We start from the raw sequence: 19,842 nt of genomic DNA, 5'->3' as shown, positions 1-19,842 counted from the left end.
AATTTTACTGACAATACCTGTCTGTTATACCTGGTAAAATAGACCGGGCTATTTCCTTATAAAATGATAAGGATCAGACGTATATGCTGGCATCAAGGATAATGCACACCATTTCCTCTCTTTCTAAAAAGGATGACTGCAGTCATAGCTATCGTAAACTTGCTCTGTTATTTTAGGGTCTACATCATTAAGACCAATAATGAAAAAGCTACTGATTCCCACCGATTTCTCTGATAACGCCTGGAACGCGATTTTTAACACTGTTAAAATATATGCAGAAACGAATTGTAAAATTTATATAATGCATGCCTACGAACCGGACGCAATGAATAAGCTCGGCAGGAAAACACAGGCTCGTCTGGGAGTATTGTATGATTCCCTTGCCCAACTTTCTGATCAGGAACTGGGGAAAGTCAGTTCGTATTTGCAGGAAAATCACAAGAACGATAAACACCAGTTCGAGACGCTCTCTGAAAAAGGGACCCTGCTGGAGGTGATACCCGGGGTGGTATCCAGGCTGGGCATAGAAACAGTTATAATGGGGACCCAGGGTGCAACCGGGGCGAAGGAAATATTCCTGGGCAGTAATACGGTGAAAGTTCTGAGACAGCTGAAGAATTACCCGATCCTGATTATCCCGTCCGGGTATAATTTCCAAAGACTTCAAACAGCGGTTTTGCCGACGGACTACCAGGAACCTTTGACAAACGCGGACCTGAGTCCTTTAATCCACCTGGCAGCGAACTGGTCTATCGATCTTCATATTTTATATATAACAGATGAAGGCCTGTACAATGAAAAACAGGAGGACCATAAAAAACTCCTTACCGAAAACCTATCTGCATTCAGGTATAGTTTTAAGGAACGCAAGCCAACCGCCGAACTTTGGCAGGATATCTCGGGTTATTGTGATGAAGCCGGCGCTGAAATCCTGGTATTACCAAGGCATAAGCACACATTCTTTGAAAAGATAATTCGGGAAGCTGTGGTAAAGAAAACAGCATTTCATTCCAGAATCCCTGTCCTATTCCTTTCTGCCCGGGACTGATTACAAGCACCCTAACATCCTGTATATTCTATTTGTCTGCTCAACCCTAACAGCAGTACTTATTTACGCTGACAGACAGCTTTCAGCATATTTTACAACAGGGGTTGACGCATGTCATAGGGCGGCAAGCAGAAGCACTTTACTTTGTTTCTACCTAACAAAGTACCTAAAGGTCCATGGCACTAAAGTTTACCAGGAACATCCGGCAATTTTTCATCGAATTAGGAGAACTCTCCTACTTTGCGGGGCGCTTTTTCAGAGAATCGGTCAAACCACCGTTCGAATTTAAAGAGCTATTGCGCCAATGTTACCAGATGGGAAATCGTTCCCTGGTCTTGGTCCTGGTCACCAGTTTTATTATAGGGCTGGTTCTCGACCTGCAATCCCGTCCTACTATGGAACAATTCGGTGCTGTTTCCATGATGCCCAATATGGTTGGCATATCCATAGTGCGCGAGCTGGGACCGGTGATAACAGCATTGGTCTGTGCCGGGCGTATTGCCTCGGGCATAGGGGCAGAATTAGGTTCCATGCGGGTTACCGAACAAATAGACGCCATGGAAGTTTCGGGTACAAATCCTTTTAAATACCTGGTCGTGACCCGTGTTATGGCAACTACGCTGATGTTACCACTGCTGGTGATCCTGGGAGACGGACTGGCCCTCTATGGTTCGGCTTTGGTTGAATACTTCAAAGGGGCAGTATCTTTCGAACTTTATTTTAACACCGTTTTTAATGCCTTGTCTTACGGGGACCTTATCCCTGCTACGGTTAAAACCTTCTTTTTTGGATTTGCCATCGGCCTGGTTGGGTGTTATAAAGGGTATTACTGTAAGAAAGGAACTGCCGGGGTGGGTATCGCCGCCAATACGGCCGTAGTATTTACCTCGATGGTACTGTTTGTGATCGATTTTGTTGCTGTATTTATTTCAGACATATTCTACGAACTATGAAAAAACAAGAGAATATTACCACGATAAAAAAGGACTCCCGCACTGAACGGGAAGTGATCATTGATATCAGGGATCTCTACAAAAGTTTCGGAAAGGTTCGTGTCCTGAACGGATTCAATCTCAGGCTTCACAAAGGAGAGAACCTGGTGGTGATGGGAAAATCCGGCTCGGGTAAATCTGTCATGATCAAATGCCTGATCGGGCTTATAAAGCCCGATAGCGGATATATTTCTGTAATGAATAATGAAATTAAAACTCTGAACAGGGATACCCTGGACATCCTGCGATCAGATATCGGTTTTTTATTCCAGGGGAGTGCACTTTACGATTCAATGACAGTGCGGGAAAACCTGGAATTCCCCATGCGCAGGCATAAGAAAAGACTGGGACTGGTATCAGATACAACTCCAATGGTGCTCGAAGCCCTGGAAAGTGTAGGTTTAGCACATGCCATAGACCTGATGCCAGCAGAACTATCAGGGGGTATGAAAAGAAGGGTGGCCCTGGCCAGAACATTGATTTTAAAACCTAAGATCATACTCTATGATGAACCGACCAGTGGTCTTGATCCCATCACTTCTAAGGAAATTATAGAGCTGATGCTTTCAATACAGGCTAAATACGGAACCTCTTCCCTGATCATTACCCATGACGTGGATTGTGCAAGGGTAATCTCTGACCGGATGATCTTATTGGTAGATGGTATTAATTATGCCGAGGGGACATACGAGGAACTGATCACTTCGACAGATCCGAAGGTAGAAGCATTCTTTAAAAAGTAAGCAATGGAAAAAACAACAACGGAAAAATTGAGGCTAGGGGTTTTTGTGCTGCTCGGGACGATCCTGATAGTACTCGCAGCATACCTTATAGGCAACCAGAAGCATATATTCGGAAATACTTTCACCTTACATACCACCTTTAAAAATGTAAATGGTCTGCAAAGAGGTAATAACGTGAGATATGCCGGAATCAATATAGGGACCGTCCAGGATATAGAGATGGTCAACGATACATCTATCAGCGTAGCCATGCTGATCCAGGACAAGATGCTGCCCCATATCAAGAAAAATGCAACTGCAACCATAGGTTCGGATGGCTTAGTTGGTAGTATGATCATAAACATAGTTCCCGGCGAGGGAGAAGCACCTTTCGTAAGCCCGGAGGATGTTATTTCGTCCTACAGCAGGGTGGCTACGGCTGATATGCTGAACACCCTGAGCGTAACCAATGAAAATGCCGCCGTACTCCTGGAAGATCTGCTGAAGGTCTCTGCTTCTCTTAATTCGGGGAAAGGAGTGCTGGGGCGGCTATTAAATGATGGGGCTATGGCAGATGACCTGCAGTCTACCTTGGGCAATCTCAGGGTGGCGAGTAAAGAGGCTGAAGGATTGATGCAGGAATTGGGGGACGTGGTAGGACAATACAATGCCGAACAAAGCGTGGCAGGTGCGCTTTTTAGTGATTCCATAGCGGGAGCTAAACTAAGGCTCACCATTGGTCAGCTTGAGATTTCGTCCAGGGAACTGCAATCAGTATCCGTTCGCCTGAACGAATTCATCCAGGAAATCCAGGAAGGACAGGGAGCCATCAACTACCTGTCTACAGATACTACGATGGTGGGGCATTTACAGCGAACTATGGAAAACGTGGATCAGGGGATGTACCGTTTTAACCAGAATATGGAGGCGCTCCAGCACAATTTCCTGACCAGGGGATATTTCCGTAAAATTGAACGACAAAAAAAGAAGGAAGAGAAAAGATCCAGGGAGTGAACAGGTTCTCTCATTGGGGTACCACGAATTACAAGAATAACCCCTGTTTATATCTATTAATCATCCCGTTCATCAAAGAACAGGTACATGATACGGTGTTTAACATGATCGTAGTGTTCGAGGAAAATATCTGATTTTTTAGAGAGTCCATCCTCGAGGATATAACTGAAAGGTTCCGTCACCTCGAAGGTTCTGAAGACTTCTTTACTGATAGCCAGCACAGGCAGAGCGAGGATCATCCCCGCAATACCCCACATGATGCCTCCCAGGAACAAACCCAGGATGATAAAAAGAGGGTTAATTTTAATACTAGGCCCCATGACATTAGGTGAGATCAGGTTCCCTTCTATTTGCTGTACCAGGATATAAAGGCCGATAACTGCCCAGGGTTGCCAAAGACTGTCGGAGACCATCAGCATATATACAAAAGGTAAAATTCCGCCTACAGAAGTTCCGAGGTATGGTATGATCTCCAGGAAGCCTGCCAGGAATCCCCAGAAATAGGCATAGGGAACACCTATCAGCCATAAACCGGAACCGATCAGTATACCCAGGATCAAAATGATAATTCCCTGTCCTATCATGTAACGTTTTGTCAGGGACTGGAGTTTTAGAAATAATTTTTCCAGGGATTTCCTGTTTTTTGGACTGGCCTGTGAAAGCAGGTAATTCTTAAAAGAGGTTCGGTAGAGGAGCATGAAATAGGTGATCAGGACGATCAGAACCGCATTGGCGAGCACCACAGTTCCCGACTCGAAACTTTCCCTGGCAAGTTCCAGGGGAATATCCACAACTCCCATCATATTTTCTGAGACCCAGTCTGAAGAAGTCTCGGGATCGAGGTTAAATTTCTGATCCAATAAGAACATCCAGCGGTTGGTTACCTCTGAGACCCTCTGGCTGACCGAAGGCAGATCCCTGAACAATATCCTGGCTTGATTAAAGAAGAAGAACAGTATTGCGGTAAGGGGAACTACTGCGGTTAAATACGCCATAAGGATGGAAGGAATCCGTCTTCGCAGGAAACGCTCGTAGAACGTCACCACAGGTTTTAGCATCAGTGCAAAAAAAAACTGAAAAATAAGGGAATCAAAATTACTTTGGCAACGATCAGTATATAGACAAGTAAAGTCACCGAGGCTAAGAAATAAAATACCTGGGGCAGGTTTACCGTATAATTTTTCATAGAACCGTGTGTTAGAAATTACTTCTGCGTTCGATTATTTATTTACAAGCTTCCTTTGACAGTACTCATGGATGTGCTTTCAGATTTATCCTCAGACTAGGATTCAACCTTCAAGTCTGTTCTCCTGTGAGTCCGTAGACGAACTCCGCAATTTCGTGGCTATTCTTTTGATCGCATAAGTCAGTGCCATGGTCTTGAGTACTTTCATCGCATCACTCCTTAGAGCAGGTAAAAAATTACTTCTGGTTCGGTTCAGGTTAAACTTGATATTTTCCACGTGGATTTCACGTTTTAGTCGCAAGATCCTGAGGTCTTCATCAATTTCAACTAAAGAGGAATAGCTACGTCTCATCTCACTCAAAGTAATCCCTGGAAAAAGCTTTTATCAAAGGTTGCTGATCCGAATTCTCGATCGATAACTGAGGAGGGTAACCACTAAGAACACTCCGCCGACGACCAAAAACCCACTGGAAATAACTATTTGGGTTTCGTCTACCCCAACAGCTACCACACTTGAAAGTATCAGTAAAGTAATCAGGGCAGTCACACCACCCAGTATCCCCTGGGTAGGAAGGGTCACCATGCCCATAATTACTCTAAAAGCTTTCAGAAATATTCATGACTCGCTGTCTTATACATAGGATTGCAAATCTAAACAGACTTCCTGCTGATTACCTTTTGTATCTTGTAACATCCGGGTAACCTATTTTTGAAGCTGGGCGTTCTTTTTTCTCAAATCCTCCAGTTTGCGCTCAAGGGAAGCGATAATATCATCTGCCTTATAACTCATCTGGCTAATTGTTTCATCCAGTTTACGTTCAAAGGTCTCCCTTTGTTGATTAGCAGTCTTAGTCAGTTCATCTTTAGCATGAGAGATTCGTTCCGCCAGATCGTGGCTGGTATCCTCAACTTTCTTCTTTATCTTTTTTCGTGTTTTTACACCTTCATCCGGGGCATATAATATCCCTAGTCCTGCACCAATAACGGCTCCTGTTAAAAGGGCCAGTACAATGTTTCCTCCGTCGTTTGACATGATTGTTTTATTTAAAAATTAATACTCCGTTATGTCGATAAAGTATTCCAGATAATTGATGTGTAAAATGACGGCTATCAGTTAGGGTACTAATTATTAAGACTAGTTTTTATAGGAGCAGTTTTGCAGAGGTTAGGCCGATAGAAAATCAGTGATCTTGCAGCGAGGATTGATAAAACATTTCCAAAGGAAGTGAGAAGATTTATTACCAGAAACGAATTAAGTATGCCTTAGTAGATTGGCCCAGTTATAAACAGCATGCACCAGGTTCTGCTCGCTGGAGAGCAGCGCTTCTTCCAGTCCCCCGGTTTCCTGTAGGATTGATACGGCATAGGTGAGCCCGATGGACTCCTGGTGTTCTATACTGATCTTAAGTGCCCCACAAAATGCGGCTACGGGAGTATTGTATTTTTTCGCGGAGGTGACTACACCGCTTATGGTCTTGCCTGCAAGGGTCTGTTCATCCAGTTTCCCTTCCCCGGTAATAATCCAGTCCGCACCCCGGATCTTTTCATCAAATCCTGCCAATTCCTTGACCAGGTTTATACCTGACTTCAGTTCAGCATTAAGGAAAACCAGAGATGCAGCTCCCATACCCCCGGCTGCTCCCGACCCCGGTATTTCTTGTATCTCGACATCAAAAGTAGTTTTCAGTACTGAGGCAAAGTTCCTGAGACCCTTATCTAATTGAACGATTTCCTTGTCCGTAGCGCCCTTCTGCGCGGCATAGACGTAAGCAGCTCCATCCTTTCCATAAAAAGGGTTGGTCACATCGCAAGCCACCTGGATCGTTACCGTGCGAAGCCTCGGATGAACAGAAGAGGTATCAATTTCGGCGACCTGCTCCATGTTAGCGCCAATGGGATCCAATTCTTTGCCCTGCGTATCCAGGAACCGGTAACCAAGGACAGTAGCCATCCCCATCCCTGCATCATTCGTAGCACTTCCCCCTATTCCGAGGATTATTTTCCTGGCACCTTTATCCATGGCATCCAATAGCAGCTCACCCGTACCTGCAGTGGTTGTAAGCAGGCAATTCTTCTCATGTTCTTCCAGTAATTTAAGTCCTGAGGCTTCGGCCATCTCTATATAGGCGGTTTGAGCCTTAGCTGAATACAGGTACGATGCCTGTACGGGTCTGAATAACGGATCGCTGACACTTAAGGATATCTTTTCCCCTTTTAAGTAATACCGGACCACCTCGATGGTTCCGTCTCCCCCATCGGCCAGGGGAAGCCTGGTAATCTCTGCATCCCTGAAGACCAATCTTATTCCTTTTTCAACAGCATCACAGATCTGGAATGCGGTCAGGGAGCCTTTGTATTTATCGGGTGCTATAACAAATTTCATCAGTATGACTTTGCTACACAATGATACTAAATAATATGGCAGAGAAGAATTCCGCCTGTAGCAGAAAGCTCGAAGCAACAGGATTACAGGGGCCTGCTGGGTCACCTTTCAGAATACTGCACCAGGCCCCAGTACTTCGGTCTAATCATTAATTTTAAGCCCTGAACTGTTATCTATTGATACTTCAGCCGCGAATCTGTGTACCGGACATAAACAATCGGCTGGGGATGCGAATTCCCTACTCCTGGAAGGCGAATGGCGGGGGATGCCTATACCCCTCCCCGGAGTAAAGTTACCTGCCTCCAGTGCATAAAACCAGCAGTACGTTGAAAAAAATGGTGTCTCACTGCACGATTATTGCAAGGGAAACGTATAATTTGAGACCGGGGAGGGGTTTAACCCCCCGTTGAATGAAGCAATGTTCATTGAGCCCTTCATGCTCGACAATAGCCTGCTGTTTCTCAGGAACATAAACCTTCCTCAATAGGTGTCGAAAGGTAGGTTTAAGAGCATGCTATCCCCAGTCAATAAACTTATAGCATGAAAATATTTACATGTCGACCATCTTCATGGCAAAATTGAATTTCCGGAACAGAAATAACATTTTTTGAACTAATGAAAGGTTTGGAGCCGTATTAATTTTGAAAAAGGTCATTCCCGGGTACTAAGAGTCACCTGTACCTCATTAAAAAGTAAGCAGACCTCATAGTTAAAATTTTGAAGACAGGTTATTACAAGATTTCTGAAATGCAGGGGCTTGCTCAATCACAATAGGATTCATCATAATCCAATTGCATTTTCCGGTAATGACTTGAAAATTTTAAATAAAATGGAAATGAAACAATTCAACATTATAACTCTTTTAGGTCTTGTTATTTTAATAGCAGCTGCCAGCTGTGATTCAAATAAAAAAGAGCAGCCTGCAAAAGAGCAGATCATAACAGTTTTACACACCAACGATATACACGGGAGTTACCAACCATTCCAGACGCTTAAGGGTAACGCCACTGCCCAAACCGGAGATTCTGTTGATAATTACATGACCTTCCCCAGGAACGGTGAGATTGGCGGATTTGCACGGTTAGCTACCGTAGTAAAAAAAATAAGAGCACAAAAGGATAGTAATTCTGTATTACTAATAGATGGTGGCGACACCTTTAGTGACGACCTGTTAAGTAACCTTACAAAAGGAGAAGTGGTAATACGTTTAATGAATGAACTTGGTTATGATATGATGGTGCTCGGGAACCATGATTTTGATTATGGACTGGATCGTACCAAAGAACTTGCCGAACTTGCAGACTTCCCGATGCGCGCTGCCAATGTCATCGATACAGTTACTAATAAGGCCATTTTTGATGAACCATATAAAATTATCAGGAAACAAGATGTTCGTATAGCCCTGTTACCTATTGCCTACCGGAACACCCATTTGACCGGAAACCCTAAGAATATGGAAGGTATCAGGTTTGAGCAAGGGCTGGCTACGATAAAAAAATATCTTCCCGAGCTTGAAAAGAAAGCAGACATCATAGTGGTATTATCACATGAAGGGATGACTGTCGATAAACTCATTGCAGACGAATTGCCAAATGTCGATGTTATCATAGGTGGACATAGTCACGATTATATCCGTCCTCCCTATAAATCCAACGGAACATTTGTAGTGCAGGCAATGTCTGATGCTGCTGTTCTCGGAGAGACCGAGTTAATCCTTGAAGATGGGAAATTAAAAGATCTAAAAACCAAATATCATTTTTTGTATGCTGATGAATGGGAAGCGGATTCAACAATTGTAAAACTGGTGGAGGATTACAGGAAAGACTACAGATCGGAACTGGAAGAATTCCTGGCAGTTGCCGAAAAGCCTGTTGGCCGGCAATATAAAATGGAAAGTCCGTTTGATAAATTGGTAACTAACATCCTGAAAGATGAAATGAAATCCGATGTGGCATTTATGCCCGGTGTTGGTTACGGGATAACCCTACAGGATTCAATTCAGCGAGAGGATGTCTTTAAATTAATTCCCCATCCCGCCAATATAATCACCCTGAACTTGAAAGGAGAACAGTTGTATAACCTACTACAACAAACCGCTACGAATCTGAACCCAAAAGACAAAATGGATATTGTCGGGGGTTTATTGCAATCATCCGGGATTAGCTACACTATAGACTTATCCAAACCGGAAGGCGAAAGGATAAGTGAAGTGAAAATAGCAGGAAAGGACATTGACCTTAAAAAAACATATAAAGTGGCTACCCATGCCGGAATGTTAAATGGGATACATAATTATTCCCATTTCGCCGAAGGAACAGACATCCAAAAGACGGAGTTAAAACTAAATGACTTCGTCGCTAAAAAAATAAAAGAGATGAAACAGATCTCTGTTCCGGAAAATATGGGAGAAGTAACTATGATCGGCAAACATTGAATTTATAAAAAGTTGAAATTGGTGACCCAGTGATTACCGGTAGAAGCTACTGGATGCGGGGTACAGAGGGTACGGTATAAAATGAAGTCATACTAACCTGAAACTCCGCGTGTTACCCGGGCTGAACTTTGGATTCTCCTGTAAATATTCCTTCATGGCTTCCACTGCTTTCTTATCGTGTTGCTTCCTGTTTTCTCCATATTTTTTCGCCACTCCCTGCATAGTGACAAAACCAACGGTATACGTTTTGTCCATTTGAAGATGAGCCCCCTTGAAATAGATCTCCTGTATGCGATGCCCCTGTGGGTTTTCTATACGCATATTCACTTGCAAGCCCAAACATCGTTTTATATATCCCCCCATCTGACCAAAGGGATCGGAACTAAAAGTTCTTTCGAGATTCTCCTCAAGCATTTGCTTAATCTCCTCACCTGTCAGATCTACTGTGGATACAGGAGGATTCATGGGAGTAATATTGTACAGATCATTTTCAGTAATATTACCTTTAGGAATAGGTGCACCGTAACGCCATCCGTTAGAAAAGGTTATTTCCGTATTCGTGCTGTGGGCGATTGCACGCAACAGTAGCTCGTCCATAGTGGAATTCAGGGTATTGTATCGGTGTAAAACCTCCTCTGTATGACCTACAACGGTATTCCTGATCTCAGTATAGGCTGCTTCAATATTGTTGACCATGTCTTCTACCTCAGTATTTTTCGGAATGGAGTCGTCTACCTTAATAAGCCGGTACTTGCAGCTTTTGATATTCTTGCCCTTAATTTCAAGGCTAAGTCTTCCCAAGAAGGCCCCGTGACACCCGCATTGAACTATACGGGCTCCATTGATCTTGATAGCATCATAAATCCGGTTATGAGTATGAGAACTTAAACATATATCAACACCTTCTACCCGCTTCAGAAGTTCAACATCCTGTGGAAAACCATTGTGAGAAAGCAGTATTATCAAATCCGCCCCATCTGCCTTTAGGTTTTTAATGTGTCTGGGGACTTCATTCACCCCGGATGTAAATCTCAGACTGCTGCTCATTTTTTCAGGCATCACCTTGTCTATGATCATAGCACAAATACCAATAACGCCGATCTTTAAACCTCCATTTTCAAATAGAGCAGCAGGCGGAAAAAAGTTGGAGCCATCTTCTTTAAATACATTGCAACCCAACAAGGGAAAATTTAAGTGTTTGCTTAGCTCTTCTAAATGCTCAGGACCATAGGCAAAATCCCAATGCCCCACCATACCATCCAGCTGCAGTGCATTGAGAATGGGCAGAATAGCTTTTCCCCGGGAATCCACCAACGGTTTTGTACCATGAAGAGTATCTCCGCCATCAAAGAACAATATGTTGGGATTTTCCTTACGAATCTTTTCGACTAGGCCGGCAATTGCTGCATAGCCCCCCACCGTCTCCACAACTTCCCCGGAGGCATCATAAAAGAGGTCGGGATGAGGAGAAAGGTACCCGTGTATATCGTTAACAAATAAAATATCCAAGTCCATAATCACCTGATTTTTTGCTACCTGAATATATTTCAAAATTGCCTCTTACGGCCAACGAGCTATATGTTTTCCAGACCCATTTGAACATAATATTAATGCTTAAAAATTGGAGACATAGCTACATAGCCCGCCCGCCCGCTTGCCTGCCAGACTGGACAAAGTCCAGGATGGAATGACTTAGTCGGGCAGGAACGTACCGTCCGGTACGGGTGGGTGATACGGTGATGCAGTGATCCAGTGATACAGTGATACAGTGATGCAGTGATGCAGTGATGCAGTGATGCAGTGATACGATTTGAATACATCTTAAGACGCGAACTGCAAACAGCGAACGGCAATCCGCAAACCGCGAACAGCGAACTTAGCACTCGAACTTCGAACCTCAAACCTCGAATTTACCTGCCCGCCCGCCCGCCTGAATGACATAATCAGGCAGGTGTCGGTTGGACGGGCAGGCGGCAGGTACTATTCCCCCGGACTGATCTTAAAAGCCTCTACCCTATCGTTGTTATTTGCAGTGAGTACCAGGTTAAACTCCTTAGTTCTGAGAAATTTAAGGTGTTTGGCATCCTTATTGGCGAAAAATCCACTTTGATGCCCGGGAATACCCTGAAAACCTCCCTGGCCATCTCCCAGTAATAAGACACCTGTTCCCGCATCATTTCGCGGCGTTTCGATCTCGGAAACAAAAAGGTTTCCCACCCCAAGAATATCAAGAGAATTATCCCCATTAAAATCAGCAACCAGGAATGCATTCAGATTTGAGCGTTGTGCTAAACGGGGTAGTTCTTTCATCCTGAACTGACCCTGGCCTATGTTTTCCATGTACATAGAAGCAAAGGTGTCAACCTTGTAATGTAGTGCACTGTTCAGTAACTCTCTGTCATAAACCTCTTTCAGTTCCATGGAAGCAAATTGTTCATACTTGCCAATCCGGTCCTTTAATCCCGGAATCTGTTGTGCAGAGCAGGAAAACCCCCGCAGAGGATAATGTGTATTCTTATCGTAATACCCCAGTACTATATCCTGTGTGCCATTTTGATCAAAATCATTGTAATAGATATCAAACGGCGTTGCAGGAGAGGTTTTATACTTGTAATTAAGGCCGAGGTTCCCAAGAACGAAATCAACATCTCCATCCTGGTCAAAGTCTTCCGCGGTCATTCCAAACCACCAACCCCTGCTGTTTTCCAGGCCCGGTACAGAAACTTTATCAAACCGCCCATCCAGGTTCCTCAGTATAGTAACCGGCATCCACTCACCCACTAGCACTAAGTCCGAATCCCCGTCTCCATCATAATCGGCCCAGCGAGCATCCGTTACCATCCCCAGGTCTTCTAAAACCGGAGCGAGCTCCCCGGTCTTGTTAACCAGCTGCCCGTTCTCATTTATCAGCAAGCTACTTTTTGGAGGACGAGGATAAGCATGGGGAAGGTGCCTGCCTCCTACAAAAAGATCTGTATCCCCATCATTGTCGATGTCAGCGGCAATCACTTTTGAACCACTCTGGCGATCGCCCCCAAGGATAGCCCCTCTCTTAAAAGAGCCTTTACCATCGTTTATGTAAAGACGATCTGTGTAATGCACGTCGTTCGCCGGGAATTCATTTCCTCCACTCACCACGTATAAGTCGGGAAAACCATCCCCGTTTATATCCGCAAAAATGGCATCCACATCTTCATAGAATTTCTCCTTTTCCCAGAAATCTTCAAGAACCATCTTAAAGCTCCCATCGGTATCCTGCCGGTAAAGCCGGGGCATTTCCCCTGAAGCCCCACCGAAATAGAAATCCTCCAACCCGTCCTGGTTATAATCCCCTACCGCCAGAGCGGGACCGAACTGTGAAAGTTTATGAGGGAGCAGTAATTGCTTTTCATAATCGTCAAAATCATTCTCGCAATGCACCGGAAAATCATAACCTCCAGGCTTAAATGCCGTAAATAAATGATCATCCCCGGATGGTTTGTCTATCCCTGTACCTGAATTTCGACGCGGGGGCCGCACAGTATATACCTGGTTCGCTTTAATGGAATAATGTCGGCTTATCCCATGACCGGGCCATTGTACGATCAGGCTGTCAATCTCTCCCTCTTCACCTATCCCGAAATGTGCCAGCTGTTCACTACTCGAATATATACCGCGCACACTGCCAATCTCCTGTAACTGGGAACGATCACCAGTATAAATGGTTACTTGTACCCCCAGGACAGATAGGTTCCCGGGAATCTGCGGAAGCACTCGCAGGTAATTGCGGCCTTCGCGGGTCTCGTTATTATTACGGTAGACAAATGCCGGCTGATTTATGTTATTGACAACCAGGTCCAGGTCACCATCATTATCAAGATCCGCATATGCTGCTCCATTGGAAAATGATGGAGTGTCCAGTCCCCATTCTTCTGTTACTTTTTTAAACTGCAGGTCACCTTGGTTTTGGAAAGCGTAATTGGCTAATGGCACCGAGGGTAACAGATCCAGCGTCTCCTGTAAATCGATCAGGTCCCAGATAGTCTTCCCTCCTCCGTCAGGGTGTAACTGTATCCAGTCATAGATAGTCTTTTCTATATGGCGGGCCACCTTCTTGTCCGCGTCCGTATTGCGGATATCATACCTGAGGCCATTGGTAACATAGGCATCCTTTAGTCCGTCGTTGTCAAAATCCGCAAGCAGGTTCGCCCAACTCCAGTCGGTCGCCGCCATCCCGGCCATCTGTGCCACATCGCTGAATGTACCGTTTCCATTGTTAAGCTGAAGGGTATTGTACATATACTGGTAATGGCCCCCATTGTTAACCACCTCCCAGAATACATCCGGGTCCATCCCACTCATATTTGATTTTAAGCGGAAATTGTCTTCAGCAACCATATCCAGCACAAAAATATCCTGGTATTGATCATTATTCATATCGGCCACATCTACTCCCATACTATAGAACGAAGTGTGGTTCATTGCTGTTTTAGCCCGGTTTGAGAATGTTCCATCCCCGTTGTTATAGAAAAGCATATCAGGGGCCTCAAAATCATTCGCAATGTAAAGATCCGGCCAGCCATCCGAATCAAAATCACGGACGGCTACGGCGTTGGGAAATCCTGTTACATTGATGCCTGCCTCTTCACTCCTATCTTCAAAATATCCTCTGCCGGTATTTCTCATCAGGCTCATACGATATTCCGGGAGCAGGAGCTCAGTACCGTAGAGCGAGGAATAACTACCTGGGTTGGGAGGTTGCGTCAGTAAGAACAGATCCAAATGACCGTCCCGGTCATAATCCAGGAATGTGGCATGCCGTGTGCGGTTGGTATCCGCTACCTGGTATGCTGCTGCCATATCACTGAACTTGCCTGTCCCGTCGTTAATATAAAGCTTATTCGTCCTCAGGTCCGGCCGGTCGTCATACAGTTCCCTGCTGATGTAGATATCATCAAAGCCGTCATTATTTACGTCTCCTACAGTTACCCCGGTAGACCATCCCCCATCATCTCTGATGCCGGACTCTTCCGTCACATCTCGGAATTTAAATCCTCCCTGGTTCAGGTATAACCTGTCTGGTACCATATTCCCCGCAAAATACAGGTCCATTAATCCATCCTGATTAAAATCCCCGATGCCTACTCCCGCCCCACCATAAAAATTAGCGTACCGTAGGATATTAGCTTCAGGGGTATCCGTAACCTGGTTATTAAAGGCTATCCCCGTAACTGAGGCAGGCAGGGAAGTGAACTGGGGTAATTCTACTTCTACCTTACAGCTTGTAATGAGGAGAACACTTAAGAGGAGTAACAGCTTTAAGGGAAAGATATTTCTCATAAGTAAAACAATAATTACTACAGAAAAAAGGAGAGTTTCCCCTCCTTTTTTAATGACTAACTTCTAATTCACACAAATCAACTAAACACTTATTACGTATTATTCAGCATCCCACCACACCCGGGTCGTAAGAAGGTCAGGGCCTTGTGCAGCGAGTACTGCTTGGTAATTCTCGGCGTTATTACTTTGCTCACTTTCCGGGTAAGTAAGTCTCCGCGGGATAGTACCGTTGGTTTCATTTCCCGGGTAATTTACCGGGATCAAAACAGGGAACCCGGTTCTTCTCCAGTTAGCAAATGCTTCATACTCATTTAAAAAGGTGGCTGCCCAGTACTGGGTATTGATCTGTTCCAGGGCATTCGCACTATCAAATGGGTTGGCTGCCAGGTAAGCTGATATATCCGCTTCATCAATAACTGCTGCAGAGCCATAGAGTTCCAGCATATTCATTGCTGCCCGTACCCCTGCGTTATAATGAGGTTCCGGGTCGCCTCCGGCCAAGCCCCATCGGACCGCAGCCTCTGCCAGCATAAATTCTACTTCTGCGTAGGTCTGGAAGAACATTGGCGCGTCTTCCCCGGTGATAATATTTCGGTTCGGCTCGGCATAAGGAGTCGTATCTTCCTCCCCAGTCTGTTGTAACAGCAGGTTTGCATCCAGCCCGTTTGGTAATCCTTTCAGGTCAGCAGGATCCGTGCTGCCATCACTGCGGCGTGCGGCAAGAATAGGTAATCGCGGGTCTCCCTGCAGTACGTTGACAAATGTTTCGCTCATCCTGGGATTTCCATCTGCGGAAAACACTTCCCCGTTTCCATTCTTATTAATTCCCTCTGGACCTGCCGTATGTTGGATGTACGCGATATCCGCATTGGATTCCATAACCCCACCGCTTATAGCCTTGGTCGCCCACTGCTCTGCTGCTGCCGGATCAACCTTAACCAGGCGCAATCCAAGGCGGAGCATCATGGAATATGCAAATCGCCTCCATTTGGCCTGGTCTCCCTGGAACATAATATCGGCCGCTCCAAACGCAGAGGTTCCATCCCCTAAGGCAGCTGCTGATTCTTCCAATTCCTTAAGCATATCGGCATAGATGGCACTCTGGGCATCATACTCAGGCTTTAAGGTTCCGTTGATCACTGCTTTTCCGCCATTAAAGTATGGGATATCTCCATACATATCCGTGAGCCTGTGATAGATAAAGACTCTCATGATCCTGGTAATGGCCTTCATTTCGGCAGGGGCGTCTTCTGTTTCTAACTGCAACAACATGTCTTCGACACTTTTAACGGCAGTAGGGTAATATTGGTCTATAAGAGAAGCAGCATAACCTCTGTTCCATGTATACTTATCACCGGACCAATACCCCGCCGTGGTAGCCAGGTGCTGTATCATGGTGGAACTGTAGATCAGGTTCGCCCGCCAGTTCTCATACCGGGAACCGGAAGTATATAACTGGGTAGCGGTTAACTTTGTGCTGACACTGACCTGGTCGGGTTTTGTCGGATTCACGTTAATTTCTTCAAATCCTTTATCACAAGCTCCTAAGAGAAGTGTGATCAATAATATATATACAGAATTTTTCATTGTTTATTTTTTTAGAACTTAACATTTAGGTTCAGCCCGTAGCTTCTCGTGGCCGGAAGCCCGAAGTATTCAAGCCCTTGTGAATTTCCAACGGTGTATGCGCTTTCAGGGTCTATGTTATCGACACTTCTCTTTAAGTAAAAGAGATTGGATCCGATCAGGGAAATGTTAACCCCGGTCAGGAATGTCTTGTCTAACAACCTGGATGGCATTGCATAGCTCAGGCTGAGTTGCCTGAACATGATGTAATCGGAATCTTCGACAAATTCCTCAGCAATATCATTGATAGCACCGTAATAGGTCTGTAAGTTCTCAGGAGCTACCGTGGTTGTGAATGGCTGACCGGTAGCGCCATCGATGCCCGACACGGTTAAACCATTCTCTCTTCCGGCAAGCGTTGCCTTATGAAGTCCATTCCCGTAAGTAATCGTGTTGGTCCCGGAAAAGATCTGTCCGCCAAATTTCCCATCAATCAGGAAATTCAGGCTGTAATTCTTATACCTGAAGGTATTGGTAAATCCAAGCGTCAGTGGAGGTACACCCTCACCCAGTATTTTCCGTTCTCCTTCCTGTGCAAGCGGAACCCCGTCTCCATTGATATCATAAACGATGTTCCCGTCGTCATCACGAACATAGGTAACTCCAACGATGGTTCCGTAGGCCTCTCCTACCTGGTGAAGGATCCTTACATTCCTTGTACGTGGTTCATCAAGGCTCACATCAGAATCATCGTCATTGGTAGCCAGGACAGTACCTTTGTTATAGGCACCATTAAAACTGGTATCCCACCTGAAGTTCTCTGTAAGAACAGGAGTCCCTGAAACCAGGAATTCTATACCTTTATTTTCCACTTTCCCCAGGTTGGCACTTGCACCTCCATATCCGCTAAATACAGAAGTAGAAACATTTACGATATCATTGGTTGTTTCATTATTATAATATGCGAGGTCTAAGGTCAACCTGCTTTCCAGGAACCTTGCATCAACGCCTATCTCGAATTCACTCTTACTGAAGGGAACCAGGTTTGCATTGGGAACTGTTCCCCCGTTGATACCCCCGAGAGGCTGTCCTAAGTGACCCTGACCAAATATCTGGTAGGTCAGTGCCAATTGGTAGGGATCCTGAGCACCACCGGCTACTTCTGAATACCCTCCTCTCAGTTTTAAGAAGTCTACCGGTCCATCGATGTTCAGTGCCTCAGATAAGATCAGACTCGCATTTACAGATGGATAGAAATCATTGTTAGGAGTGGTTTTACCCGGGAAAGAAAGGGTAGAGAACCAGTCGTTTCTTCCTGTAAAAGTCAGGTAAGCCCAGTTCTGCCAGGAAAGTTCCACTGAACCGTATAATGATCCTATTTTTCGTTCACCAAAACTCCTGTTCCTGGATTGATTGGCAGTATTCCCAATGTCTTCGAGACCGGGTACTATAAAATCGGTTCCACTAAGGTCCAGTGCTTCTTCTTTAATACTGTTCTTATTCGCTCCGAAAAAGGAAGTAACCCCGAAATCTTCGGTTAGCTGCTTCTCCATTCCGAGCATAAGATCAGCATCGACCTGGGTATAACGGATCTCTGTTTCCGACATGGCGCCTAAAGGCCTGTAAGCGGTACCAAAAGGAGTCACATTAGTACGTTTAATAGTGTAATGATCTACCCCTGCCCTACCCGTCAGGTATAACCAGCTCAACACGTCATAACGTAAGGAAGAGGAAGCAATTATCCTGTTTTTTGTGTCTTCGTTGCGGAAATTGTAGGCTGCAAAATAGGGGTTCTGGGAAAAGGAATTATTGCTGTACTGCCGTTCAGAACCATCAGGGTTGGTCCCGGGTTCCATAAACCTAACATCCACGTTCGGCGGAAGGTTTGCTACAGTATAATTACCGTTTCCGGGGGCGTCTGACAGCCTTGGCCGGTTAGTCACATTCTCTATAATATATTTTGCACTTACCTGGGTGGTAAGCTTTTCAGCCATAGTGCTTCCCAGGTTAAGAGAGAAGGTCTTTCTGTTTAAGCCTGCATTAGGCATGATATCCTCATTGGAGAGATCCGAGGCAGAAAACCTGTAATTCATGTTATCTCTAGCGTTGGTAAGCGCTAAGGTGTTGATCAATGTGGTTCCGGTCCTGTAAAAATGATCCTGGTTATTACCAACATAAGAATAGGGCCTTGTTTCGCCATCCCATTGGATTACGGGAGAGCCGTCCAACCGAGCTCCCCAGGAAGAAGTTCCAAGGTCGAGTGCTTCTCCCTGTGTTGCAGGCTTACGTCCCTGAGTACCTTGTCCGTATTCTGTCTGGAAATCCTGCAGGGAAGTATTTACCTGGTCAAATGTTACAGCACTACTGAACTCCACTCCCAGTCCCTGGGATTTCTTCCCGGTTTTGGTGGTTAGAAGGATTACACCTCCAGCCGCACGGGAGCCATAGAGGGCAGATGCTGCACCACCTTTCAAAACACTAACAGATTCTATATCATCAGGGCTTAAACTTGAAATACCGTCTCCCCCATCTGCACCGCCCCATAAACTGGCAGATCCATTATTCGTATTACTGATAGGAATTCCATCCACTACGTATAAAGGCTGGTTGTCTCCGGACAAGGAACTGGCTCCCCGTATGATGACCCGGCTGGAACCTGCAGCTCCGGTGGCGTTCTGAGTGATATTCACCCCCGCAATCTTACCTTGCAAGGCATTGATCGCGTTGGTTTGTTTTATCGTTGAAAGTTCTTCGCCGCCAACTTCGGTGAGGGAATATCCTAAAGCCTTCTGATCTTTTTTAATTCCCAAGGCCGTTACAACAACCTCATCAAGCTGACTGGCATCCTCTGCAAGAGAAACGTTAACCGTATTCCTGCCATTCATATTCACTTCTTTGGTAGAATATCCCAGGGAGGAAAACACCAGAACACCCGAAGAATCTGCTACATCGATTGCGTAATTGCCATCAAAATCAGTTGCGGTTCCGTTGTTTGTACCCTTTTCCACAACATTAACGCCGGGAAGCAGATTTCCATTTTCATCAGTTACGGTACCAGTGACCGTAATCTGCTGAGCTATTGAATATTGAAAGCAACATAACATTGCCAGCAACAACATAGCATTGAGTCTTTTGTGCATTTTGTTTAGTTTTAGTTGGTTCTTAGTTGATAGAATGA

General features: G+C 45.1%; 13 protein-coding genes. 5 read left to right on the top strand and 8 right to left on the bottom strand.

Annotated features, from left to right (window positions below; all coding sequences use genetic code 11):
* The first annotated feature begins 199 nt into the window (after window positions 1-199).
* The 4 genes from CLV82_RS08695 to CLV82_RS08680 all read left to right on the top strand — a co-directional run bounded on the left by CLV82_RS08695 (window position 200) and on the right by CLV82_RS08680 (window position 3,776).
* The gene (locus CLV82_RS08695) at window positions 200-1,048 is read left to right on the top strand and encodes a universal stress protein (RefSeq protein ID WP_133643922.1); all 849 of its coding nucleotides are present in this window, start codon (window positions 200-202) and stop codon (window positions 1,046-1,048) included.
* A 176-nt stretch (window positions 1,049-1,224) separates the two neighbouring features.
* On the top strand, window positions 1,225-2,001 hold the full coding sequence (locus CLV82_RS08690) for an MlaE family ABC transporter permease (protein ID WP_133643921.1): 777 nt from the start codon (window positions 1,225-1,227) through the stop codon (window positions 1,999-2,001).
* Window positions 1,998-2,783, top strand: coding sequence for an ABC transporter ATP-binding protein (locus tag CLV82_RS08685; protein ID WP_133643920.1), 786 nt, complete (start codon window positions 1,998-2,000; stop codon window positions 2,781-2,783). Before CLV82_RS08690 ends, CLV82_RS08685 begins: the two co-directional genes overlap by 4 nt.
* A gap of 3 nt (window positions 2,784-2,786) precedes the next feature.
* A complete protein-coding gene (locus CLV82_RS08680; RefSeq protein WP_133643919.1) occupies window positions 2,787-3,776 on the top strand; it encodes an MlaD family protein in 990 nt (329 codons plus the stop codon).
* Window positions 3,777-3,832: 56 nt separating this feature from the next.
* On the opposite strand, the gene CLV82_RS08675 is transcribed toward CLV82_RS08680, so the two are convergent.
* The 4 genes from CLV82_RS08675 to CLV82_RS08660 form a co-directional block, all read right to left on the bottom strand.
* Window positions 3,833-4,858, bottom strand: coding sequence for an AI-2E family transporter (locus tag CLV82_RS08675; protein ID WP_262708038.1), 1,026 nt, complete (start codon window positions 4,856-4,858; stop codon window positions 3,833-3,835).
* 207 nt (window positions 4,859-5,065) lie between these two features.
* A complete protein-coding gene (locus CLV82_RS08670) occupies window positions 5,066-5,314 on the bottom strand; it encodes a DUF6327 family protein (protein WP_133643917.1) in 249 nt (82 codons plus the stop codon).
* A 351-nt stretch (window positions 5,315-5,665) separates the two neighbouring features.
* On the bottom strand, window positions 5,666-5,995 hold the full coding sequence (locus tag CLV82_RS08665) for a YtxH domain-containing protein (RefSeq protein ID WP_133643916.1): 330 nt from the start codon (window positions 5,993-5,995) through the stop codon (window positions 5,666-5,668).
* 219 nt (window positions 5,996-6,214) lie between these two features.
* Window positions 6,215-7,345 carry a glycerate kinase gene (locus CLV82_RS08660; RefSeq protein WP_133643915.1) on the bottom strand — a complete coding sequence of 377 codons (1,131 nt, stop codon included), beginning with the start codon at window positions 7,343-7,345 and terminating at the stop codon, window positions 6,215-6,217.
* Window positions 7,346-8,180: 835 nt separating this feature from the next.
* Between CLV82_RS08660 and CLV82_RS08655 the strand changes: the two genes are divergently transcribed.
* A complete protein-coding gene (locus tag CLV82_RS08655) occupies window positions 8,181-9,779 on the top strand; it encodes a bifunctional metallophosphatase/5'-nucleotidase (RefSeq protein ID WP_166636687.1) in 1,599 nt (532 codons plus the stop codon).
* 87 nt (window positions 9,780-9,866) lie between these two features.
* Here the strand turns inward: CLV82_RS08655 and CLV82_RS08650 are convergent, their stop codons facing one another.
* From CLV82_RS08650 to CLV82_RS08635, 4 genes are all read right to left on the bottom strand, one after another.
* Complete coding sequence (locus CLV82_RS08650) at window positions 9,867-11,294, bottom strand: bifunctional metallophosphatase/5'-nucleotidase (protein WP_133643913.1); 1,428 nt, start codon at window positions 11,292-11,294, stop codon at window positions 9,867-9,869.
* A gap of 465 nt (window positions 11,295-11,759) precedes the next feature.
* Window positions 11,760-15,098 carry a VCBS repeat-containing protein gene (locus CLV82_RS08645; protein WP_133643912.1) on the bottom strand — a complete coding sequence of 1,113 codons (3,339 nt, stop codon included), beginning with the start codon at window positions 15,096-15,098 and terminating at the stop codon, window positions 11,760-11,762.
* A 99-nt stretch (window positions 15,099-15,197) separates the two neighbouring features.
* Complete coding sequence (locus CLV82_RS08640; protein ID WP_133643911.1) at window positions 15,198-16,685, bottom strand: SusD/RagB family nutrient-binding outer membrane lipoprotein; 1,488 nt, start codon at window positions 16,683-16,685, stop codon at window positions 15,198-15,200.
* An 11-nt stretch (window positions 16,686-16,696) separates the two neighbouring features.
* Window positions 16,697-19,804 carry a SusC/RagA family TonB-linked outer membrane protein gene (locus tag CLV82_RS08635; RefSeq protein WP_133643910.1) on the bottom strand — a complete coding sequence of 1,036 codons (3,108 nt, stop codon included), beginning with the start codon at window positions 19,802-19,804 and terminating at the stop codon, window positions 16,697-16,699.
* Window positions 19,805-19,842: the final 38 nt, after the last annotated feature.

The sequence above is a fragment of the Zeaxanthinibacter enoshimensis genome, from assembly GCF_004362865.1.
GTDB lineage: Bacteria > Bacteroidota > Bacteroidia > Flavobacteriales > Flavobacteriaceae > Zeaxanthinibacter > Zeaxanthinibacter enoshimensis.
Note: the sequence above shows the minus strand (reverse complement) of the source record. Positions and strands in the feature narration are given on the sequence as shown.